At 46.6% G+C, this 24,441-nt stretch carries 11 protein-coding genes; all 11 read right to left on the bottom strand.

Going from position 1 to position 24,441, the window contains the following annotated elements; translation table 11 throughout:
• Positions 1-23: 23 nt before the first annotated feature.
• Entirely contained in the window at positions 24-1,637 is a 1,614-nt protein-coding gene (locus tag H3001_RS00260; protein ID WP_178245775.1) for a sulfatase family protein, read from the bottom strand.
• Between the two features lie 58 nt (positions 1,638-1,695).
• Positions 1,696-3,693, bottom strand: a complete 1,998-nt coding sequence (hepC, locus tag H3001_RS00255; RefSeq protein WP_181213732.1) for a heparin-sulfate lyase HepC — start codon at positions 3,691-3,693, stop codon at positions 1,696-1,698.
• Positions 3,694-3,701: 8 nt separating this feature from the next.
• Positions 3,702-4,982 carry a DUF4995 domain-containing protein gene (locus H3001_RS00250; protein WP_178245771.1) on the bottom strand — a complete coding sequence of 427 codons (1,281 nt, stop codon included), beginning with the start codon at positions 4,980-4,982 and terminating at the stop codon, positions 3,702-3,704.
• Positions 4,983-5,281: 299 nt separating this feature from the next.
• The gene (locus H3001_RS00245) at positions 5,282-6,640 is read right to left on the bottom strand and encodes a sulfatase family protein (protein ID WP_181213731.1); all 1,359 of its coding nucleotides are present in this window, start codon (positions 6,638-6,640) and stop codon (positions 5,282-5,284) included.
• 83 nt (positions 6,641-6,723) lie between these two features.
• A complete protein-coding gene (locus H3001_RS00240) occupies positions 6,724-9,330 on the bottom strand; it encodes a DUF4962 domain-containing protein (RefSeq protein ID WP_181213730.1) in 2,607 nt (868 codons plus the stop codon).
• Positions 9,331-9,438: 108 nt separating this feature from the next.
• A complete protein-coding gene (gene hepC / locus H3001_RS00235; RefSeq protein ID WP_181213729.1) occupies positions 9,439-11,439 on the bottom strand; it encodes a heparin-sulfate lyase HepC in 2,001 nt (666 codons plus the stop codon).
• A 289-nt stretch (positions 11,440-11,728) separates the two neighbouring features.
• Positions 11,729-13,408, bottom strand: a complete 1,680-nt coding sequence (locus H3001_RS00230) for a RagB/SusD family nutrient uptake outer membrane protein (RefSeq protein WP_181213728.1) — start codon at positions 13,406-13,408, stop codon at positions 11,729-11,731.
• Positions 13,409-13,429: 21 nt separating this feature from the next.
• Entirely contained in the window at positions 13,430-16,561 is a 3,132-nt protein-coding gene (locus H3001_RS00225; RefSeq protein WP_394367775.1) for a SusC/RagA family TonB-linked outer membrane protein, read from the bottom strand.
• 317 nt (positions 16,562-16,878) lie between these two features.
• Positions 16,879-18,531 carry a RagB/SusD family nutrient uptake outer membrane protein gene (locus tag H3001_RS00220; RefSeq protein ID WP_178245759.1) on the bottom strand — a complete coding sequence of 551 codons (1,653 nt, stop codon included), beginning with the start codon at positions 18,529-18,531 and terminating at the stop codon, positions 16,879-16,881.
• A 29-nt stretch (positions 18,532-18,560) separates the two neighbouring features.
• On the bottom strand, positions 18,561-21,743 hold the full coding sequence (locus H3001_RS00215) for a SusC/RagA family TonB-linked outer membrane protein (RefSeq protein ID WP_178245757.1): 3,183 nt from the start codon (positions 21,741-21,743) through the stop codon (positions 18,561-18,563).
• 366 nt (positions 21,744-22,109) lie between these two features.
• Positions 22,110-24,431 carry a heparin/heparin-sulfate lyase HepB gene (hepB, locus tag H3001_RS00210; RefSeq protein ID WP_181213727.1) on the bottom strand — a complete coding sequence of 774 codons (2,322 nt, stop codon included), beginning with the start codon at positions 24,429-24,431 and terminating at the stop codon, positions 22,110-22,112.
• Positions 24,432-24,441 lie beyond the last annotated feature (10 nt).

Below are 24,441 nucleotides of genomic sequence, written 5' to 3'. Positions count from 1 at the left end.
AGTATTATTTATTATTGCGTTATTTATTTCTGTCTCTTTTGAAATCTTCTGTCCCCGTGGAACAATTCTTTTACCTTTTCATCCGGGTCGGTGTCCTTGTACAACTCCTGTGTTTCCTTCAGAAGCGTCATCAGGGCTTCACGTTCCTCACGATATTCAGGATTCTGGTACACATTGTTCAGTTCCTGCGGATCCTTCTTCATGTCGTACATTTCCCATTCATCGATATCGTTATAGAAATGAATCAGCTTAAAGTCCTGTGTACGGATACCGTAATGCCGTTTCACCATGTGTTCGGCCGGATATTCATAATAATGATAGTAAGCCGCCTTTCTCCAGTTCTCCGGAGTCTTTCCCTCGTTTTCCAGAATCGGTTTCAGAGAAGCCCCCTGAATGTCTTCAGGAATCTCTACTCCGGCAAAATCAAGGAAGGTCGGCGCGAAATCGACATTCATACAAATAGCCGAGCTGACCGATCCTGCCTTAATGGCTTTAGGATAACGGATTACCAGCGGCATGCGCTGACATTCCTCATACATGAAGCGTTTGTCGAACCATCCGTGTTCGCCCAGGAAGAAGCCCTGGTCGGATGTATAGACAATGATCGTATTGTCCAGTTCGCCGATGGCTTCCAGGTGATTCATCAGGGCACCGATGCTTTCATCAACCGAAAGTACAGTAGCCAGATAATCGCGCATGTACTGCTGATACTTCCAGCTCACCAATGCCTTTCCCTTCAGGTTGCCTTTTCTGTATTCGGCAATGCGCGGAGCATATACCGAATCCCATTTAAGCTGTACCTCCTCCGGCATCCGGCGATACACCTTCGACAAGCGGTTGGTGGTATCTTTCAGCAACTCTTCACGGGTCATGAGCTTCAGGTCCCAGTCTTCCGTAAACGTCTTTGCCAGACTCATATCCTGTTCGGCCGCAGCCCTGCCGCGTCCTTTATAATCATCGAACAAAGTAGCCGGTTCCGGGAATACCGTATTGTTGAATATACCCAGATGTCTGGGAGCCGGCATCCAGTTGCGGTGAGGCGCCTTCTGATGGAACATCATACAGAACGGCTTGCTCTTATCGCGGTTGTCGAGGAAACGGATCGCCTTGTCGGTAATGATATCCGTTACATATCCCTCTTCGGTAATCCGCTTTCCGTTCTCATTAAACTCAGGAGAATAATAATCGCCCTGTTCCTCCTGTCCGGTAAGAATGCTCCAATGGTCGAAACCCTGCGGTTCAGAAATCAAATGCCATTTTCCGATGACCGCCGTCTGATACCCTGCCTGCTGAAGCAGTTTCGGGAAGGTCTGCTGATCGCCGTTGAACGTAGCTGCATTGTCCGTAAAGCCATTGACATGACTGAACTTGCCCGTCAGCACACAAGCCCGGGAAGGTCCTGACAACGCATTGACCGCATAGCAGTTGTCGAAACGGATTCCCTCATTGGCAATCCGGTCCATATTGGGTGTCTGAATCAGACTTCCTCCGTAACATGACATGGCCTGTGTAGTATGGTCATCGGTCATGATGAAGATGATATTGGGCTGTTTCACCTCCTTTTTCTCCTGTATACCGCATCCGGTCAGGTGAAAAGCCACAGCGGGAAGAAGCAAAGCTGCTGAAATGTTTTTCATAAAATAAAAGAAATAAAATTCTATTGTGAGGTTTCCCCCACAATAGAATCTACAGTTATTACAGATTGTATTTCAAAATTCTCTTTTTGCCATTGATTTTCACTTCCACTTCCAGACTTTGTTCATTGAACTTCTTGTTCTTGAAAGCAGCTGAAATCTTAGGAGCATCCTGAGTATTCTTCACAGGATAGATAACGGTGATGTATCTTACCGGAGTCTCGTCGCTCTTTCTTGCGTTAAAAGAAACATTCATTCGTTTCATCTTCTTCCGGTAGTCAGTCGACTGCCATCCTTCTTCCTTCTTCATACTCATTCCTTCCGGTCCGAAGCACTGCAGTTTCATATTGCTTCCCGGTTCAAATTCCGTAACGAAAGTCATGTCCTCACGACTGTTCGCGATTTTGCCCCTCGGCATCTGATAATGCAGGTTGATCATTCCTTTCGCAGTACCTACCGCTTCGTCTACAATGACAAAATAGGTATTATCCACGAAGAAGACCGAACGGCGGTGCTTCAGGTTCTTGTAACCCTGGTTTTCCGTTACCAGAATCTGTTCCTTTCCTTCCGGCTGCCACAGACGGGTTACCGATTCCGTCGTTTCCAGTGTCTCGTCGTTCAGGGTCAGTGTATTGTGTACCCGTGTCTGACGGAACCAGTTGCGCCATTTCATGACTTCCTCGTCACCGGCATACACGTACGAACCAGAATCCGGGAACAGGTTCTTGCCATTGAACCAGAGTTCGAAAGTACCGTTATCGGGCTGGCAATGCCAGAAAGCCTTAGGACCGGCCTTTACTACCATCTGAACGGCATCTGTACCCCAGGAGTTACGGAATACGAAAAAGCCTGACTTCAGGAAACCTTTTGAAAGGTAAGCGGGAAGAGCTCCCTGTTTTCCTTCTGTGGCAAAGTACTGAATTGTCTGATTCTCCGGATAGAGTTTATGCCACTCCTTGTAGTTCTTGATCATTTCCTTCTTCTTGGCCAACTTCGCATCGCTGAAGCAAGGATTGGTATAGTCGGGGAAGCAAATATTCAGGTAGAACATGATCATGTTCTCCACCGTATCCATGTACTTCTGAGGAAATTCATTGCGGAAACCGTTCATATCTGCCAGATACAATGCCTTGCAGAAAATGTTGATGGCTGCCAGATGATAATGAGGATCGAGCTCAAACTGTCCGCCGTCTTCGTATACCTGTACTCCGATTTCACGGTTCAAGATATCGATACCGCTCTTGCGCCATGCAGCTGCCTCCTTGAATTCCGGGAAGAAGACACCTGCATACATGATGCGCTGTGCTTCGAACAACAGGTGATTTCCCTGATCGGAATAATTCTGAAGAATGTGAACGGCATGTTTGTGATAGTTCAGCAGGAACTCAGTAAGGAACTCCGGAGTAAACGACGGAGAGGTGATGAACAACTGGAACTGTGAAGTCTGGTCCTGCAAACGGTGGCTCACCTCCAGCGGACGCCATGCGAAACGTGCGTTTTCGGCTTCTCCTTCTGCCGCCTTACCCTTCATTTCATAGTCATCCTTGTTGATTTTCACCAACGGATTCTTCTTGATCCAGTCCATATACTGGAAGACCCATTCCTTCGCATACTTCTCATCCCCCGAAAGGCGATAAGCCTTTCCCATCGGAGTGAACCATTTATGGCGGTGCAGCTGCCAGCGAAGCTCGTTATCCTGCACCGGCCAGTACTTCCAGTTGATATCCTGTCCGTAATTGAACGAAGGCTGGTATCCCTTATGAGCAAAGAACGTATGTTCCAGAGCCTCATCTGCCCATTTCTGTTCCTCCTGACTGATTTTCAAACGCTTCAGGTCGACATCCGGTGTCCGGATTCCCTTGCGCTGCTTATAATATTCCAACAAAGCCGAAGCCGCCTCACTGTCCTTACCGGAAGCATGCAAGGCCTTTACCTGCTCCAGGCCCGGATAATCCAGGTTCAGCAAAGAGAAAACTTCAGAGCGCAATTCCTGCGCTCCCAGTTTTCCTACGAACAAGTATAATCCGACCAATAAAACAATATGCTTGAGAAATTTCATCTTACAAATTACAAATTCTGATAAGTTAAGTTTTTCAGTTTCATATACCGCTGCATTGCTTCCATGTAATAATAGTCGGCATAGTTCAGCGGAGTATCGATTTCTGAGCCGTTAGGCAAAGAACCGGTAGAGTGCATCAGAATGAATCCCTGATTTTCTCCCGGTTTAGCCAGGTATGCATCGCTTGAAAGACTCTTCAGAATCTTTTCTGCATAATCGAAATATTTCTGACCGTCCTCAACCATTGTGCTCAGTTCCAGCATGGCAGCGGCAGTAACCGCAGCGGCCGAAGCATCACGCGGAGTTTCCGGAGTTGCCGGTGCATCGTAATCCCAATAAGGAATGGCATCTTCGGTCTGTACACGTGTCATGATCATATCTGCAATGTTGCGTGCGAAGTTCAGGAATACAGTATCGTTGGTTTCACGATAGCAGGCAGTATATCCATATACACCCCATGCCTGACCGCGAGCCCATGCTGAATCGTCGTTCTTACCCTGGAAGGTCTGTTTCTTTTCTACCGTACCGTCGTTATTGTAGCTAACTACATGCCAGCTGGTATAGTCCGGACGGAAGTGATTGTGCATGGTAGTGATGGCATGTTTCACTGCGATATCCTTGTATTTATTATCACCGCTGATTTTGCTTGCCGTAAACAGCAGGTCGAGGTTCATCATGTTGTCAATGATTACCGGGAAATTCCAGGTTCCGAAATCCCAGGAACGGATACAACCGATATTGCTGTCGAAACGCTTGCAGAGGTTGTCGGCTGTTTCTACGATCACAGCATTGATGGTATCATTCGGCGACAGGCGTTTTGCATTACCATAGCTGCAGTTGATCATGAAGCCCAGGTCGTGTGTACCGGTATAATAGCGGACCGGATTCAGCAGGTTGGTGAATTTAGTAGCCGCAGCCTTCAGAGAATCCTTTCCGGTCAGTTCATAAGCATACCACAAAGAGCCCGGATAGAAACCGCTGGTCCAGTCGTACACGCTTGAACAATAACGGCGCTGTCCGATTTTATCTGGAGTAGGATGAAGACGGAGCGAATCCTTGAAAGTAGCAGAATCACGTTCCAGCTGTCTGGTCAGGAATTCCATATCATATCCTTTGTGGATAGCACGAGGCAACCGGTTGCTGTCTCCAATCTCATCGGCAGTCAGCAGCAGCTGTGAAGCAGATACGTCTAAACTTTTTTTCACCCAACTGTAATCTTCTTTCGGAGTTGTCTGGCAGGCAGAAAGCACCAACGCTGCCGATGCCAAAGTCATTATAAATTTATTCATTATCATAAAAATATTAGATTTTTTCTTTGTTGACAAAATTAGATTTTATCCCAAGAATGAAGCGACAGAAATGTTGAAAAGGTATTCAAATGTCTACTCTGAAATATCATTTTTGTTGAATTTACCTCTACTTTTATCCAAAACATTGAAAATTAAAGATACTGCAATACAACCATTTATGTTTTGAACCACTTTTATATCAGGCAATTCCCACTTGCCTACCTGTTACTTTTCAGTCGCTTACATTCATGAAAGACAACGTTCCCATCACGGGAACACAGACAAATATATGTTTCTCTTTATCGCTGAGCTCTGCCAGGTACATCGTTCAGGTTTCTTCTGGATGGCTTGATGTGATTCTTTCTCATCCACTGGTCCATCCAGTCACGCAACTGCTCCAGTTCTTCCCGGTATGCCTTTTCCATTACCAGGTTTCTCATCTCTCCACGGTCGTTCCACATGTCGAACATTTGCTCCCGATTGTTTCCCTTATCATAAATGACATACTTATAACGGGGAGTTCTCAGCATCCAGCCACGGGAAGATCCCCCGTCGAACAAAGTCTCGGTTACCGTATATTCCCGGGAAACCACTTCAGGATTTCCACTTTCCACTACCTTTCTGAACGAAACTCCATCAGCCGCTTCAGGGAGTTTGCCACCACCCCAGTCGCATACGGTTGCATACAGGTCCACTCCGTTGTTCACCACCTGAGGCAATACCTTTCCCGCATGCTTCTTGCCCGGCAAAGTCACGATCAGCGGAATATTCACCACTTCCTCATACAAAGCCGACTTCTGGTTCCAATGATGCGCTCCGATACCGTCTCCATGGTCACTGGAGAAAATAACAACGGTATTCTTCCACAAATCATTCTTATCAATGGCATCCACAATCTTACCGATTTCCTGATCAATCTTCTCCACCAGACGGTAATACACATACCGGTACTTTCTCCAGTCCTCCACCGTATAATCGACAGAAGGATATACATTGTAATTCGCCCTTTTCTCAAATTCAATCACACCGGCATCGTACGGATTCTTGGCAAAATTGGCCGGAATACCCGGACAATCCCTCAGATCCGGCTCCTCAATATTTCCATAAGGAAGATTCTGCTTTCTGGCATATTCACAGATATTATGAGGATTATCGAACGAAGCCACCAGGAAGAAAGGCTTACGAGGCTTCGAAGAAAGATATTCCACACAGGCCTCTGCCAGTCCGTTGTCGGTATGAGGATGAAGCCGTCGGAACCCCAGTTCACCATCGGGAACATCCAATTCCGGCAAGTGCCATTTTCCCCCATACACACAGTCGTATCCGGCCGCTGCCATTCGCTCTCCCAAGGTTTTTCCCTTTAACGAATCGGGCAAGGCAGCCCCGTTCCGGAGCATTCCGGTGGTTCCCGGATAATGACCCGTAAACATCGCACTGCGTGAAGGTCCGCTCAAAGGAGCCGAACAATAAGCATTCTGAAAACGCACTCCATTGGCCGCCAGACGGTCCATATTAGGCGTATGCAAATCAGCATTTCCGGTACAACTCATTGCCGAAGCCGTCTGCTGGTCAGTAAATATATAAATAATATTCGGACGTTCCTGCGCCCAGGCTGCCAGCGGCAAGCACAACGTCAGGGAAGACAATAATTTTTTCATACTCTATCATTTTTACATTTTACACAGAATTACCCGAGGCCGCTTCACTTTATGAAAACCATCGTGAATACCTCTCTTACAACTTAAATTTCCAGTTCAGGCAGCGCATCAGTAAGCACCTTCTCCACTTTTTTTCCATCCACCCAGTCCACGATTCGGGTAACCCCCTCCTCACGGTTCAGGTCGTACACCAAAGAGACTCCCTTTCCGGGATGTTCCACCTTCAGGAAAGACCCACCCTTTCCATCCAGGCTGCATTCGATTCTCCAGCCCTCTACGGTCAGGACATTTCCTTTGCGCTGTATCTCTGCATCCTTCCGGTCCTTGCCGTGTACATCAATCACATTCAAGAAGCAGACCGCAGCCGCCGGCCGGGTCGTTGCGGTAAAGTGATAATGGTTGGTCAACTCCCTGTCCACACTGTTCTTCCAGTCTATCGGTTCCACGAAGAAGGTATCTGTCTGAGCATACGACAGGGGTACAGAAGCAAACAGATGAGCGACAGAAACTCCCTCCTCCTTGTTTTTTCCGGTAACCCGGAGACCTCCGTTCTCCTCTGCGACTTCCATCGGCAACTCAAGAGTATGCAGGAGATAGTTCCATTCTACACTTTCCTTCCCGCGCAGTTCGTCAAATACGACAAACAATCCGCTGTTTCCCAACTGTACAATGTGACGGCGGAAGAAGTCCAGACGATTCTCATCCCATCCGTTTTCAGGTGTAAACTCAGTACCTGAAAGCCGCCCTCTCTCCAGCCACAACGGAGATACCACTTTTCCATAGGCATTGGAAGCATCTCCCGTGACATAAGAGATTTCCTTTCCTTCATAATACCGGGGAATCCATCCATAGCCTTCCGTACCGATCCGCTGCCCCATGCCGTTTACCAGCAAGGTATTGTGCGCCCGCGTATTACGGTAAGCATACATACAGTGATTGTCTGTAAATCCGGTGCGATGTCCCGTACTGTAAAAGATTGCCTTGCCTCCATAGAATGTATTGAAAGCATTCTGATTGGCCAGCGCATGCGAAGTAGACCCATAAGGACTGCTGCGGAAAGACAGCATCGCATTTCGTTCATGATGTCCCAGATCCGTATTCATCAGCGCAAGTCCCGACTCATTGAAGACCTTGCACGAAGGCAGTTCCGCCAGCGTACGGGTATAGTCCGGACGTTCCTTGCGGGAGATACAACGGTACCAGGTCAGATCGGCCGGCTTCAGTTCATACGGAACCGAAAAAGCCTCCGGATTTTCTTTCAGAATCTCTGTCACATAAGCTGTAGCCCAAGGATTATTGCATTCCCGTGCCAGTGCATCAGCATAACCGATACGTCCGCCGTTGGGCTCCAACTGTTTTTCATGAGAATTGCCCTGTCCTCCCGATTTGGAAAAAGGAGGCTGTTCGTAAATCACATACAATGCATTATTGGCATACCAGGGATCGTTGAAGAAATTAAAGCCCGAAATCCGGGAATACAAGGCAGGAATTTCCACCAGTGTCCGGATATTGACATGGAAGTAAGAGTCGCCGTTGTGCCAGGCTCCGTCGTTATTCAGTCCCGGGAAACGGGAAACCCATTCATTGTAGCAGTATTTTGTCCACAATGAAGCCTCGGGCAGCTCACCCACGGTCGCAAAGGCAGCCATTGTGAATATACGGAAAGTCATCTGCCATACATGGTTGTCGGCAATGCGGTTTTCCAGGTGATTCACATATTCCTTATAAAACTTGGTCCCGATATTCCGGATGTTTGCCAACAACAAGTCTTTTTCTTCTGCCGTCAGCAGATTATAGAATCCGTCATAGGCAGACGTACTCATGGAAAGCAGCGTACTCAGGTTGAAATCACCTGCAAAGTACGGACTGTGCTGCCAGGACAGTATTTCAGACAGGCGTTTCATACCCTCCTTATAATACCGGAGATCCTTGGTCAGCAGATACGCGCGGATCAGCGCCTCCACATTAATCTCCTCACGGTCTACCACCTTACGGCCTTCACGGATCAGTGACGAATTACGCTTCACCACATTGACCAGAGTAGCTACCGTAGAAGTATCAATCTCCTCCTGCAGATGCCCCAGGGGCTTAGTCAGGCAGCGTTCTGCCCTCTCAATATAGACTTTCGCTTCCGGATTATGCTCATTCTTCTGAATCACATAATCCCAGTCGGCTGCATCCATCAATATCCGGGGATGTACCTTCGGCAACTTGTCCAGCACTTTTTCCAAAGCGGGAGGATTGAAATCCACCGCATCCTTTTCCATCTGGAAAGCATACACCGGAGACCATTCTTCATGACCTTTCGGATCAACATAGGCATACTGCCAGTACCATGTACCTGGAGCCAACTGCTGGAACGGATTGAAAAACGCCCAAGGCTGTTCACCTTCAATCACCCCCTTGGCAAAATTCCGGTCCTGTGAGATACGGACCCGATACATCACTTCCGGTTTCTTTTCCTCCTTGCCCGGAACCCCGTCGAGTACCGCTCCCAGATGAGGGAATTTATCCGGCCACATGAAGCGCGGCGGATTCATCGTCACCTTTTCTCCATCGGCAGGAGAAGGAGCTACCCGAACCTCATTCATCAATCGCTCGTCTGTCAGTCTTAACACTGATTTCTGTGCCCAGGCTCCGCAAACATGGAAACACAGGCACACACACATCCATTCTACTATCTTTTTCATGGTCTACGTATTTTGGGGTCGACAATGCCCGCCAGTACCCCGTACCCTGTCACATTAACCAAGGTATGAATCGTCCCAGACCTTCAGGCATTATCATTTCCCGCTGAATTACTGTAAATTACACTCCAGTTGTTTTATCATTCCGTCTACAGAGACTTCTACCCGTATACGGTTGTCCTGATAATGCTTGTCCAGGAACCGGGCCTTGATCTTCGGATAAGCCGTTCCGGAAGCCGACGGATAAATTACGGTAATGTAACGGACAGGCTGTTCACTGTCTTTTTGTACATCAAAAGCCACAGCCGTACGCGGCACACGCTGACGATACGCTCTGGAGCACCATCCCTCTTTATCCCTTACCGTCATCTTCTTGTCTGCGAAGCACTGCAGTCTTACATTGCTGTTCCCTTCATAGGCAGTAGTCAGTGTAAAATGCTTTTTATCTACCTCTACCTTTCCTTCCTGCAACTGATAATTCAGGTTCACCGTACCTGTGGCCTTTCCTACCGCCTCATCCACGATCACGAAATAGTTTCCATCCACAAAGAATACCGTTCTGCGGTGTGTCAGGTCCTTGTAATGAGGATTTTCTGTTACCAGCACCTGAATATCCCCTTCCGGCTTCCACAGTTTCGTAACCGATTCCGTAGTTTCCAGTGTACGTCCGTCGAGAGTCAGTGTGTTATGCACCTGTGTCTGGCGGAACCAGTTGCGCAACTTCATCACCTCTGCATCACCTGCATATACATAAGTACCACTGTCGGGGAAGAGGTTACGTCCGTTGAACCAGAGTTCAAACGTGCCATTATCCGGCTGGCAATGCCATTCTCCCTTAGGACCGGCCTTGACCACCATCACCGTAGCATCTTCCTTCCATCCGTTTCTGAAAGTGAAAAAGCCCGAAGCCAGCGAACCGTGAGACAAATAAGGCAGCAGACTGCCCTCTTTTCCCTCAGTCGCATAGTAGCGGATCCACTCGCATTCCGGGAACAACTTTGCCCAATCTACATAATTCCGTATTTCATCTTCCCGGTCACCCAGTTTGGCGTCACTGAAACAAGGATTTGTATAATCCGGGAAACAGATATTGGCATAAAACTCAATCATCTTTTTGATGATATCCAGATATTCTACCGGAAACTCACTGCGGAATCCGTTCACATCGGTCATCCGAAGAGCCTTGCAGAAAATATTGATGGCTGCCAGGTGATAATGCGGATCCAGTTCATACTGACCTCCGTCGGCATACACCTGCTTTTTGATTTCACGGTTCAGAATACTGATACCGCTCTCTCTCCATTTTGCCGCATCCTTAAATTCAGGGAAGAACGTGCCGGCATACACCATGCGCTGCGCTTCAAAAAGCAGATGGTTGCCCTGGTCCGAATAATTCTTCATGATATGTTCAGCATGACGGTGATAATTTACCAGGAATTCCGTCAGAAAAGCTGGGGAAAAGGCCGGTGAGACATTAAACAGCAAGAACTGCAGGGTCTGGTCCTGCAGACGGTTGCTCACCTCCAGCGGGCGCCACGCAAACCGTACATTGTCAGCAGTAGCCTTGATTTCGCCCGCACTTCCCAGTTCATGCTTTTCTTCCTCCACCTCTACCAGCGGATTTTTCCTGATCCAGTCCATATACTGGAAGGCCCATTCCTTCGCATATTTCTCATCTCCCGAAATACGATAGGCCTTTCCCATCGGCGTGAACCATTTATGACGGTGCAACTGCCAGCGAAGCTCATTGTCCTGCACCGGCCAGTATTCCCAGTTAATATCCTTACCGTAATTATACGAAGGCTGATACCCCTTGTGCACGAAGAAAGTATGCTCCAACGCATCGTCTGCCCATTTCTGTTCCGTTTCAGAGATGGTCAGATGATTCAGGTCAATGTCCGGATGCTTGATCGTCGTCCGGTTACGGTAATACTCCAGCAACGCTTCCGCCGCATCCTCCCATGCCTCCTTTTCACAAGAAGCCTTTACTTTCTCCAGTCCGGGATAATCCAGATTCAACAAATCGAAAACTCCTTTCCGCAATTCCTGCGCACCTGCTCCTAAAGAGATGCCTACAAACAAAAGAGCAAATATGTACTTAGCCAATTTCATGATAATTAATATTTTGATAATTCAGATTTACGGTTTCAAAAAGCCGGCAGCACGTTACTGCAGTTGCCGGCAGACTCATACGAGCCACATGCAAAGAGGTTTCAGTCTCACCCTCCCTCTATCTGCAAAAATAAACAGATTGAAAAACAATCACCTCCAATAATGTTGAAAGATGCCTTATTCCAAGAACCGACAATTACATTTTTATTGAAAACAATTACATATTTGTCTAGTTCCTGAAAATAAAGCATCTTTTCAAACACTACCAATACCTATTTCAACTTATTGATTATTCATACCCTGGATTATTTCGACCTTCCAATGCCGGATTAGCCTGAATTTCCCCAAGTGGAATCGGGAACAGTTCGTGTTTGCCTTTCACAAACTTGTCACCAGCCACATACTTACCTTTCAGCTTCGGATCCATCTTCGACTGGAAGAATGCCAGTGCGTCTCCCAATACCCCCCAACGGATCAGGTCGTACTTGCGCTGACCTTCGAAAGCCAGTTCAAAGCCACGCTCCCAATACAGTGCCGTACGGAAATCATCGGCACCTCCTCCATTGAAGAAAGGCAGGTCATACAGATTCGGCTGTACCTGGCGGTACTCCTGCAATGAGCTGACCGGAGTCGCTCCCGCACGTTCTCTCACCTGATTCAGCAGGTTCCAGGCTTCCGGTGTATTATTGGTTTCATTGTATGCTTCGGCCGCCATCAGCACTGCATCCGCATAGCGCAACGGACAATAATTCACTCCTGTCAGATTCGGGTCGATGAAGCCCAGCTCCATCCACTCACGTCTCCATTTTCCCGGATACCAGTTGGCCGGATCATCTGCCTTGCTTTTTTTAACATGGTTATACAAAGTCTTGTCCCATTTCAACTGATAATCCACCACCATGACATCACGGCGTTCATCGTTTTCTTCAAAGAAGCTTTTCCAGCAAGGCAATACACGGAAGAACGCATTCGCACGACCCATAAACTTCGTATTTTCTGTCGGCTTGCATCCCGGAGCATCTACCAGCGGACCGTTGTAAGTAGCCCAATAACCCGCATTGTCCTTGAAACTGCTTCCCGTAGGATTGAACGCAATTTCCCACAAACTCTCCTGATTGTTCAGCACACAGGCAGAATATGTCTTGAACAGCTCCGTATATCCGCCGTCATAAAATCCGTGTCCGCCTTTTCTCTGGATTTCTTCCCATTCATCTATCACAGCTTCAAAATACTGCTTTCTCAAATCGTCCGAAGGACGGGTCATCTTTCCATCCATCTGCAGACTGTATCCCGCACGCTGCAGGTATACACGCATCAGCAAGGCATGAGCCGCCACCTGGTCGGGCACTTCCGGAGAAGTCGTTGTACCTACCGCAGGAAGGTTTTCCTTGGCAAAGTTCAGGTCTTCGATGATATAATCATAAATCTGCTCGCGGCTCACTCTGGCCTGGAAAGCATCCTCATATCCACCGGTATACGTTCTCTTGAAAGGTACATCTCCCCAATACTTAATCAGGTCGAATGCCATAAAGGCACGCAGGAACTTAGCCTCAGCCACCATGGAATGCAGATTCTGGTTCCCTTCATATTCCGGCATACCTTCGATACCTGCAATGACAAAATTCGCACGGTCTATGCCCTGATACTTATACTTCCATACATCGGCTACCCAGGTATTCGTACTCTTCACCATATAATGAGCAATATCACGACGGGTATTGTCCGTACCTGTACCCTGAATATAGTACGTATCATCCGAAGCCGGCATCGCCATCTCACGCTGTCCGTAATGACCTTCTACAGCCAGGCAGTCGTACACACCGATCACAGCCAGTTTCGCCTTCGACTCCGAATTAAAAAAGGTATCCTTTTCATAATATGAGTCAGGTTCTTCGGTCAAACTGCAAGAAGCAACCCCCATACTCAACAATGCACCCAGTGCACAATATATGATTCTATATTTTTTCATTGTATTCTGTTTTTAAGATTATCAAAAAGCAAGATTAATACCAAATACAAACGAACGGCTCTTCGGATAAGCACCGAAATCGACTCCCGGAGTCAGACCGTTGCCCATTGTAGATACTTCAGGATCGAAGCCTGAATATTTGGTCCAGGTAAACAAGTTGCTTCCTGTAGCATACAGACGCAGTTTGCTGACTCCAAGCTTCTTCAGCCAAGCCTTCGGGAAGGTATATCCCAAAGTCACGTTGCTCAGTTTCAGGAAAGAGCCATCTTCTACAGCCCATGAGTGAATGTAAGTATCTCCTACCTCGTTGTCAATGATGGAAGCCACGGTCTTACCCTTGTTCACTGCAGCCAGTTCTTGCGGATCGGTAATCATTTCTCCCTTGTCGTTCACCAGTACCCAACGATTTGCCGAGTTGGCTACGTCCAATACGTTCTTATTATCCAGTGCCGACTTCGTATTAGTCAGTTTAGTAGCATTGAACACATCGTTGCCATAACTGTAAGTGAAGAAAATACTCAAATCAAAATTCTTGTAAGTAAAGTTATTGTTGATACCTCCATAGAAAATCGGATACGCATTACCAATCACCGTCTTGTCCGATTCCGTAATCTTGTTGTCGGCACTGCCGTCCAGGTTCTTGAACTTCCAGTTACCCGGCTGTACATTCTGCTTGTCACCCATGTAAGGAATACCGTCTTTCAAAGTATAAGTCTTTGTAGCCGCATCATAATCAAAGTCCTCTACCTGATACAGACCGTCGGTTACATAACCGTACATCTGTCCCAGAGGCTGGTTTACTCCGATGATGTGTGTATTCTGTGAATAACCGAAAGAAGCCTCCCACAACTGCACTTCTTCACCGGTCAGTTTCTTTACCAGGTTCTTATTGTGTGAGAAAGTAATGGCTGTATTCCATGAGAAATCCTTTGTCTCAATATTTACCGTATTGATGGTCAGGTCAATACCCTTGTTTTCAGTCTCACCGGCATTGATCACCATAGAAGAATATCCCGATGAATCCGGCAGTTTGGCACTCAGCAGCAAGTTGCTACTGCGGTTGATATAGAATTCCGGAGAAATCGTCAGTCGCTGATTGAAGAATCCGAAATCCAGTCCGAAGTTGAAGGTTTTGTTAGCCTCCCATTTCAATTCCGGATTAGGCACCTGATTGGAAGCATATCCCGACTGGGTAGAGTCTCCGTTCGGATAAGTTACCGAACCCATGATGGCCAGACTCTGGTAACTGTTGATCCGGTTATTACCAGCCAATCCGTAACCGATGCGCAACTTCAAGTCAGAGAATACGTTCAGGTTCTTGATGAACTCTTCTTCACCCATACGCCATGCAGCAGAGAATGCCGGGAAATAACCCCACTTATTGTTCTTTCCGAATTTAGAAGAACCATCCGCACGCAGAGAAGCAGTAAACAAATACTTTTCCTTATAATTATAGTTTACACGAGTAAAGAAAGAAAGCAGTTTGTCATCGTAGTTCTGATAAGATTCCGGTGTACCTGCAAGTCCCAGAGAAAGGTCACCCAGACCGATTTCATCGTTCGGGAAATTGCTGGCAGATGCCTTGAAATTGCGTGTCCATTTAGAAACAAATTCCTGTCCGGCCATTACCGTAAGGTCATTGCTCTCGTTCGACCAGTTGTATGTCAGCACGTTAGAAGTCTGGAAACTTCCGTTTTCGATATTCTCGATACTACCGTTGATGCTTGAACGCTTACCGGTAACCGATTTGTCTCCATAGAAAATATCGTTGCGGCGGGTCTGATAACGCATACCGGTAGTATTCCGGAATGACAGTCCCTTGATAATCTTGAAGGTAAATCCTCCGTTGGCCTGGAAGGTACGATATTCCTTATCCTTGGTTTCTTCGGCAGCAGACAGCAGCGGATTCTGCATCACATTACCTGCATCATCCACGAACAACGGATCTTCATCGCCCAGCAGGTCTGAATCAGAACCGTTGATACCGATTGTCGGACGGTACTGAAGAATGTGCTGCATCTTGTTGAAACGGTCTCCCCCTTCTGAAGTTCCCATACCTTCTACACGCATATGGTCAAAGCTCATGCGGGCAGTCACGGTCAGGCGGTCGTTCACCTTACTGTTGAGGTTAAATGAAATGTTATGTTTTTTACTTCCACTGAATACCATGGCACCTTCTTCATCGTAATAAGAATAAGCCATGCTATAATTCAACTTATCAGTTCCTCCGGACACTCCGATACGGTAATTCTGAGTCAGCGCAGTACGTCCCAAGGTCTGATCCTGCCAGTCAATGCCTTCACGGTTGGCATAGTTGGCTTCGATATCACTGTATTTTCCATAGATTGTTTCAAAGCTCTTGACAGCTGCATCCCAGCTTTCCTGAGAGTCAGTCTGGTCGTACACCTTACGTTCATAATCCAGTTTCACGAATTCATACGGAGAAAGCACGTCCAGTTTCTTGGCGATTTTCTTGAAACCTACGTAACTGTCAAAAGTAACCGTAGCTTTTCCGCCACCCTGTGCACCCGACTTGGTAGTAATCACCACTACACCGTTGGCACCACGGGCACCGTAGATAGCAGTAGCAGATGCGTCTTTCAGGATATCGATTGATTCGATTTCAGCCGGGTCCAGAGTAGACATACCGTCTTCACTCGGGAAACCGTCAATGATGTAAAGCGGTTCATTGCTCTGGGTAATGGAGATACCTCCACGTACACGGATAGAAATAGAAGCTCCCGGCGCACCTTCACTCTGCATTACCTGAACTCCGGCCATACGTCCGGCGAGTGCCTGAGTGACATCGCTTGTCGGAATCTTGGAGAGCTCCTTGCTGTTTACAGAAGCTACAGAACCGGTCAGGTCCTTACGCTTTACAGTAGCATAACCGATGGCTACCACTTCATCCAGAAGCACTGCATCCGATTTTAAAGTCACGTTAATCTGGCTGCGTCCGTTTACCTTAATTTCCTGCGAAGCCATTCCCACATAAGAAAATACCAATACGTCTTTTGAAGCATCGTTTACAGTAAGTGAATAAGTACCGTTCAGGTCGGTAATGGTACCCACTCCGGCAGCCCCCTTGACTACCACACTGGCTCCAATCACTTCGAGCCCGTCACCATCGACTACTTTTCCTGTAACCTTCATGCTTTGTGCATATATCGATGCACCTATCAAACAAAGTACAAATAATAAAAAAAATCTACGCATAATACATAAATCCAAGGTTTAACTTTAAGTTCATTTGATTGTTTTTCACACAGGCAAAGCTATCACCTTTTTACTTATTGTACTTTCCGGTTTGTTTTAAAAGTTTAAGATTTTTTATTTTTGCACCCTAATTTTGTTCACAAGACAATAATTTTGTGTAATTCTGTATATTTTCCATAAAAAGTGAGCCTGACATCACGCCAGGCTCACCAAAATCAATCCAAATGTACTATCACCTTCCAACTTATGTATTCTCAATAATTGGGATTCTGCTTCAAGGTTCCTCTTGTTTCACGGATCTCATATTCCGGAATCGGATACAACTCATGTTTTCCAGCCTGGAAATAATTACCTGCGGCCCACACATAGTTGGACAAAATACCTTCCTTCACCGCATTGTTGAACTTCAAGGCGAAATCATCCAGCACTTCAGCCAACTTGTTCCACCGGATTAAATCAAACCGACGGAAACCTTCGAAGCACAACTCACGTACCCGTTCTACCATAAGATACTCCGTAACGTCTTCAGAAGAAGCAAAGTCGGAAGCTTTCAAATCAATTTCACTGTTTGCCACAGTAGGGTCATATCCATAGGCGCGTCTCTTCACCTGATTCAGACATTCCAGCGCCAGCTGGTCCAGCTGTCCATCCAGGGCGTTGACCGCTTCTGCATACATCAGCAGGATATCCGAATAACGAAGCAGGATAAAATTGATATCCATGTTCTCCAAATCCTTCGGAGGTCCCGGAATCCAGTTACGTCTCCACTTGCCCGGAGCCCAGGTATAACTCTGGTTACGCGGAATCTGGATGACATTATCCTGTGCATCGATTTTAAACGTGGCCACGGCCGTTTCTCTCCGCAGGTCACCTTCCTCGTACCAGTCGTAGACAAAATGAGTGGTTTTAATAAAAGAGTTTCCCAGTCCATAAGAAGAGTTCCGGTCGATTTCAGGTGAATTATACGAGCCGATCTTGCTGCTATGATCATTTTCACCCGAAGGATTGTAGAACTGCACTTCATACATCACTTCAGAAGGTTCCAATATATTTTCACATACATTCTTGAACACACGTTCATAACTTGGATTTAAGGCATGATGATGTGAATTGATCAGTTCTGCACAAATTTCTTTCACCTTCTGATAATAGTCCCGATAATTGTCAGGACGTTCCATGTTTCCATTCTGACGCAGTGAGTAACCGGCTCTGTACAGATAGGCTCTGGCCAGCAATCCCAAAGCAGCCCCTTTCGTCGGTCTTCCTTCATAAGAAGAAACCTCATCCTGCCAAGGCAGATCGGCTGCAGCCTCTTCAAAATCTTTAACAATCTGATTATAAACCACTTCCCGATCTGTCTTTTCCACTGCAAAATTCTCGGTTTTGTCAGAAGCCGTCAGTTTGAAAGGAACATCTCCCCACATACGTACCAAATCAAAATAGCAGATCGCTCTTAAAAATTTGGCTTCAGCTATCAGACGACTGAATGTTTTCCGTGAGTCTTCATCCGGCAAGTCTACCCGGTCGGCGTTTTTCATGATCCGGTTTACCCGGTCTATACCTGTATAATAAAGTCCCCATGCTTCTTCCAGCCACGTATGTGCCGTATAAATGTTGTAATGTCCCAGGTCACGTGCCGTATGTCCCGTACCCGATCCCTTCACATGGCTCACATCCGTATCGCAATCGGTTACCAGCATAAAATGTCCGTAAGTCATTTTATCGCTCAACACTTCGAAGGCTCCATTCACAGCCAGTTCCAATTCAGTGACATTTTTATAAAAATCCGCTTCATCATAAAAGTCATAAGGCTTTTCAGAGAGAAAATCCTTGCAGGACACTGATAAAATCATACAAACCAACGCAGCGGCAAACAACCTGATATATCTAAAATTTATGGTTTTCATAGTCTGTTCTATTTAATTAATTATTCTCACTAAAACGTTATATTGGCACCAAACACTACCGAAATGGATGACGGATAAGCTCCCCAGTCAATACCCGGTGTCAGTCCACCATTGGAATAAGTATTCACTTCCGGGTCGTATCCGGAATATTTGGTAAACGTATAGAGATTGTATCCGGTAGCATAAAAACGTACGTTCGACAAATGAATCTTCTTTATCAGCGACTTTGGAAGGGTATATCCCAAAGATACGTTATTGATTTTCAGGAAAGAGCCATCTTCTACGTATCCCGAATGGAAGTACAGGTTAGAACTGCCTTCTACAGAGACATAATTGCGTCCGGCATTGACAGCTGCCAGCTGTACCGGATCATTCTGGATATTTTCTCCCTTATCATTGATAATCGTAAACCGTTGCAAGGCCTCATCTTTCAATGTATTTCTCCAACGGTTGTTGAATTTGGTATAATACATCTTATTGGCACTATAAATCTTATTTCCGATAGAGAAATTCAGGAAGATACTTAAATCAAAACCTTTCCAGGTAAAGTTATTGGTCAAACCACCATACAGTTTCGGATTGGCATTTCCGATAACAGTCTTGTCCGATTCGGTAATCTGCTTGTCTCCGTCAAGGTCCTCAAATTTCCAGAATCCCGGTTTCGGATAGAAATTCTTGTCGTATGGAATTCCTTCCTTTACCGTATACTTCTGGGTGGCCTCATCGAATGTAAAGTCGTCCACCGTATAAATTCCTGCCAGACGGTATCCGTACATCTGCCCCAACGGCTCTCCGACACGGATGATGTAATCACTCTTGTTAAACTCTGAAGTCTGTGCCCAGTTGGAAACAATTTCCATATAATCGGCATTATACAGTTCCTTTACCTCATTGCGGTTATGAGAAAGATTCAAGGTAGTGCTCCATGAAAAATCCTTCGTATTGATGTTATGCGTGGTCAGCGCCAGTTCAATACCCCTGTTATTGGTTCTTCCTGCATTGATCATCATCGATTTATATCCCGACAACAAAGGAATTGGGGCATCCAGCAACAGGTTCTTCGTATTGATATTGTACAGGTCGACAGTCAACTGAATACGCTGGTTCAAAAATCCCATATCCAGTCCGAAGTTGGAAGTCACATTGGTTTCCCACTGCAAGTCCGGGTTATACAACTGCTTGCTGACAAATCCGGAAACCGTACTTGTTCCGTTATAAGGAATCCATACCGATCCCATTTTTGAAAGACTCAAGTAATTGTCAATCTTATTATTTCCGGCTGAACCATAACTCAATCTGACTTTCAGATTGGAAAATATACCCCATTTTTTCACGAACTCTTCTTCTGAAGCTCTCCATGCGAACGATGCTGCCGGGAAAACACCCCACTTATGGTTATCTCCAAACTTACTGGAAGCATCTGCACGTACAGAGGCAGCAAACAAATATTTGTCTTTCAACGAATAATTACCCCGCATGAAATAAGAAAGCATCTTCTCGCTTTCCAGGCGTGTAATTACCTTGTCCGGACTGGCACCCAAAGACATATCTGCCAGGCCAAAATTGATGTCACTGAACTGTCTGGCTCCACTCTTCAGATAATCGGTTCCATACTGAATGTATTCCTGACCGGCAACCAGTGTCAGATGGTGTTCACGATTAAACGACTTGTCCCAGGTAAGCACATTGTTGTACATAAAGCTGGACTGTTCTTCGATTTCCTTCCAGCCGTAAGGTGCTCCTGCATTTTTAGCCTGCTTGGATCTTTCTGAATAAAAAATATCCGTTTTGATGGTCCGTCTGCGGATTCCAATGGTTCCGCGATAGGTCAGGTCTTTCGGCAATCGGATTTCCAGGTCACCGTTCATTGACAAGATCTGATTCCGTTTCGTACGCTGCTCACTTTCGATGGAAGCAATCGGACTCTGCATCTGACTGGCCCCCTCCAACAACAGTGCCGGGTCATCATCGTCAATCAGCAGCTGTTCATCGTTTCCATTCTTTCCAATCGTCGGACGATACTGGATTACATGCTGCATTCGGCTGGACGCACCTCCTTCCTGAAGACTTCCAAGTCCTTCTGTCACCTCATCAATATAACTGATATTGGTAGAAAACTTCAACCATGAAGTCGCTTCCTGGCTCAGTTTCACGCGGAAGTTATCTCTTTTCAACCCACTTCCATACCAGATACCGTCATCTACGTTCCGGGTATAAGTAAGCATGTACTGAGAAGTCTTGCTGCCGCCGCTCAATGAGATTTTATGCTGCTGAGTCATTGCCGTAGAACGGTTAAAGACCTCGTCCTGCCAGTCTATGCCCTGTCTGTTGGCATACAGTTCATCGTATTCATCATAATTGCCGTAAATCGGAAGGACAAAATCATTCATTTTATCAGGTTCATTGATGCTTCTCTCATATTCCAGTTTCACAAAATCGAGCACATCAAGTACATCGTATCGCTTGTTCACTTTCTTAAAACCGATATACATATCGTAGCTGATGTTGAACTTATCAACATTTCCTCCCTTGGTAGTGACCAGGATTACTCCATTGGCACCACGGGCACCATAGATAGCCGTAGACGAAGCATCCTTCAAAATATCAATCGAAGCAATGTCACTGGCCTCAATGCCTTTCAATCCGTCTTCACTTGGAAATCCGTCGATAATATAAAGAGGTTCGTTGCTTTGTGTAATAGAAGTACCTCCACGGACCTTTATTGAGATGTCCGCATCCGGGGAGCCCTGAGAACGCATGACCTGCACTCCAGCAACCTTTCCACTGAGCGCCTGGGTGACATCCGAAATAGGTACAGAGGCAATGTCTTTTGAAGAAACAGAGGAAACCGATCCGGTAAGGTCTTTCTTCTTTACAGTAGCATACCCGATTGTCACCACTTCATCCAGCATCACCGCATCCGACTTCAAGGTTACATTAATGACTTTCCGTCCGCCGACTTTCACTTCCTGCGATGTCATACCTACATAAGAGAAAACCAAGACATCCCGGGAAGCGTCATTTACAGTCAATGAATAATTACCGTCCAAATCGGTAATCGTACCTACCCCTGTAGCTCCTTTTACAACCACGCTGGCTCCGATTACTTCAATACCATCATCATCGATAACTCTACCGGTAACCGTCATATTCTGTGCATATGCCGATGTCCCGATGAAGAACAGAACAAATAATAAAACAAGTCTACACATAATACATTAATTCAAGGTTTAACATTACAAATCTGTTTATTACAAAAATAAAAAACGCCCCCTAAAACCTGAGTCTATATTGTATAATGTATCTGATAATATCCTTATTTCGGATATCAATTCCGTTTTTCAAATGATAAAATTGTATAAAAGTATGCTGACCAACATAATATCAGGACGAATTTTCACATTGAGAATGAGGCTATTAGAACTTTTTCTTCTCATTCAGTGGTAATCAGGTGAATTTCCGGCTGACCTACAGGAAAAAACAGTAACACAAAGCCCTCTTTCCAATGTGAGGTTTCACATGAAAAGAGGGCTTGTCTGACCTAATATTTAAAAGAAAAAACTAAGTGTTGTAATACATTATCTGAAGCATTCGTAATGTCCGGCAGGACCTTCAAAGCTCAGTACTCCATCGTCCGCACGGACTACAGTTGCCGGCAGGAAGAGCTTTCCGTCTTTTCTTACCTGCCAGGTTCCGGCATTCATATCCGTCAGCACGAATTTGTATGTACCTTCCCCTTCTACCTTCAGATCAACCTTTCCGGAAAGCGGCTCACAGTTCTTGCTGAAAGTCACGACACGGTCGGCCAACTGCACTCCCGTTACCCGTTCGGCATCGATCCGCTTCACGTCATTCAACTGCTGGCAGTCGTTGTCGGCCACCTGCATCACATTCAGGAAATAATTCTCTTCAGCCGGTTTCAACGGAGAAATCTCGACTCTCCATTCTCCCCGTTCATTGGCAATGTCCGGACGGTTGGGCTGCGCTGCGTTAGGATAATTGGTTCCAAAGACCCAGAATTCCTTACCCGGTCCTCCCACTTTCTCCATTTTCACGTTTCCGGCTTCCGGCAGCAGCACCCGGTTGTACAACATACCCGAATCATCGTTCTTGGTCCGTTTCACCGTAAAGCCGCCTTCTCCCATCTCCGGTTCTTCCACACTGTGCAGCAGCCAGAACTTACCGAACTCCGGACGGGAAGAAACCACTTTGTCATAGACGATCAAGGCACCCGGAACTTTCCTTGACTTCAGGTTCAGGAATACAAACGAACGTTTCACTTCCTTCACTTTCGCAGAATAGGCTTTCGTAATGTCCCCCTTCAGGTAAGAATAATCCGGCTGCATCGCATCACTGCCTGTACCGTGTGCCAGCACCTTACCGGTCGTATAAGCCTCACTCATCAGGTCAGCAAACGAACGGCAGGTTTCCCAACGGTCGCCTGGCATCCGCTGTCCTCCGTCATTGGCAGCAAACTCTGTCTTATCGGCACCACCGTAGTTCCAGCAGGCAAACTTTTCTTCGGGATCGTAAATCAGCAGCGAGTTGTGCGCAATGGTACGCTTGAAGAAATTCTTGTTGTGAGGACTGTTATACCCTCCGGAAGTACCCTGATAAGCACCGGCATCGATGGCGAGCGGACCTTTATAATACAACTGGAAAGCTCCTCCATCCATGTGCTGGTGGTTGCCTACAAACTGCTCATTGATTTTCATTTCCGCAATCACGCTGTTGTCTCCCCAGCCGGTACGGGCAATCATCCAGCCGAACGGACTGCCGGAATAACGGGTCAGCGGCAGGCTCTTGGGCGATTTGGGCTTCACCTCCAGATTTCTCCACAGCACATCGAAAATCAGACAGTGATTGTCAATTTTCGGGCGGCGCTGATACTCATAAGCCAGGTATTCATCCTTGTAATAGCTGTAGGCCAGCATGGCAGGCAAGGCATAAGAGGCAATCGACTTTCTTCCCGGATTCGTATCACCGGCCGGCATCACCTGCCCGTCCGGACGACGACGGTAAATAAAGTCGTACAGTACAAACTGCTGCGCCGGATCATAGATGGCCCCTGCCCCCATACGTGACAATATCCACAGAGAAATCAGGTCATTGCTGAAACGCACATTCGCATAACTTGTTCCCTGATGATAATTATGTCCCGAATAAATGAAGTTGCGCACCGGAATATAATCCTCATACATCATCTTCACCACATAGTTGTACATATCCGGATACTCGTCGTAAATGGCGATACCTGCCGAGAGCATGTCCCTCAGTACCATCCATTCGGAAGAATGTCCGGCAATCGGTTCCGTATTCTTTGGAGGATATCCGCATTCCATGGTCTTGGCAATCCGCACGAACTCTTTGATGTAGGCCTGCTTTTCAGACGATTCCATCTGGTCGTAGCACCAGTCGTATACCATGGCTCCCACCATCAGCATCGAACCGCTGGCACGGGAAAGGTCACCCTTCACCCCAAAATCGGTATGCTGCAAAGAGTCAAGCATTTCCGTAATGGCCTTACGCGCCTGCTTCTTGTCACCCGAAACCAGATAGTCGAGTGCCTGCAACTGGGCACGGGTAGTCAGCCCCCTCATCTCTGCATAGTAACGGAAACCGTCCTTGGCGGGTGCCTTTGCCTCCTCTTTCTTCGTACGGTCTTTTCCCAGACGCTTCATCAGCTTCAGCGTTTCCTTGATTTCAGGATGCTTCATCCGCTGTTGCAGTTCAGGAATATCCGCAGCACGGAGATACAGACGGGGATGTACCTGAGGAGGTACGGGAATGGTCACTCCCTCTACCTTCTGCCAGGTTACTTCGTTGCGTTCCTGTGCCTTCACCTTTCCGGGGGTGCACAGCAGGCAACTTACGGCTAGTAGTAAAATCGTTGTTTTCATGAATCAATTA

The sequence above is a fragment of the Phocaeicola faecicola genome (assembly GCF_013618865.1).
Lineage (GTDB): Bacteria > Bacteroidota > Bacteroidia > Bacteroidales > Bacteroidaceae > Phocaeicola > Phocaeicola faecicola.
Note: the sequence above shows the minus strand (reverse complement) of the source record. Positions and strands in the feature narration are given on the sequence as shown.

Bases quoted from the DNA above. Each gene is read 5' to 3' on its own strand.
- H3001_RS00260 (WP_178245775.1), bottom strand. From the start codon at position 1,637: ATGAAAAACATTTCAGCAGCTTTGCTTCTTCCCGCTGTGGCTTTTCAC.
- hepC (WP_181213732.1), bottom strand. From the start codon at position 3,693: ATGAAATTTCTCAAGCATATTGTTTTATTGGTCGGATTATACTTGTTC.
- H3001_RS00250 (WP_178245771.1), bottom strand. From the start codon at position 4,982: ATGAATAAATTTATAATGACTTTGGCATCGGCAGCGTTGGTGCTTTCT.
- H3001_RS00245 (WP_181213731.1), bottom strand. From the start codon at position 6,640: ATGAAAAAATTATTGTCTTCCCTGACGTTGTGCTTGCCGCTGGCAGCC.
- H3001_RS00240 (WP_181213730.1), bottom strand. From the start codon at position 9,330: ATGAAAAAGATAGTAGAATGGATGTGTGTGTGCCTGTGTTTCCATGTT.
- hepC (WP_181213729.1), bottom strand. From the start codon at position 11,439: ATGAAATTGGCTAAGTACATATTTGCTCTTTTGTTTGTAGGCATCTCT.
- H3001_RS00230 (WP_181213728.1), bottom strand. From the start codon at position 13,408: ATGAAAAAATATAGAATCATATATTGTGCACTGGGTGCATTGTTGAGT.
- H3001_RS00225 (WP_394367775.1), bottom strand. From the start codon at position 16,561: ATGAAGGTTACAGGAAAAGTAGTCGATGGTGACGGGCTCGAAGTGATT.
- H3001_RS00220 (WP_178245759.1), bottom strand. From the start codon at position 18,531: ATGAAAACCATAAATTTTAGATATATCAGGTTGTTTGCCGCTGCGTTG.
- H3001_RS00215 (WP_178245757.1), bottom strand. From the start codon at position 21,743: ATGTGTAGACTTGTTTTATTATTTGTTCTGTTCTTCATCGGGACATCG.
- hepB (WP_181213727.1), bottom strand. From the start codon at position 24,431: ATGAAAACAACGATTTTACTACTAGCCGTAAGTTGCCTGCTGTGCACC.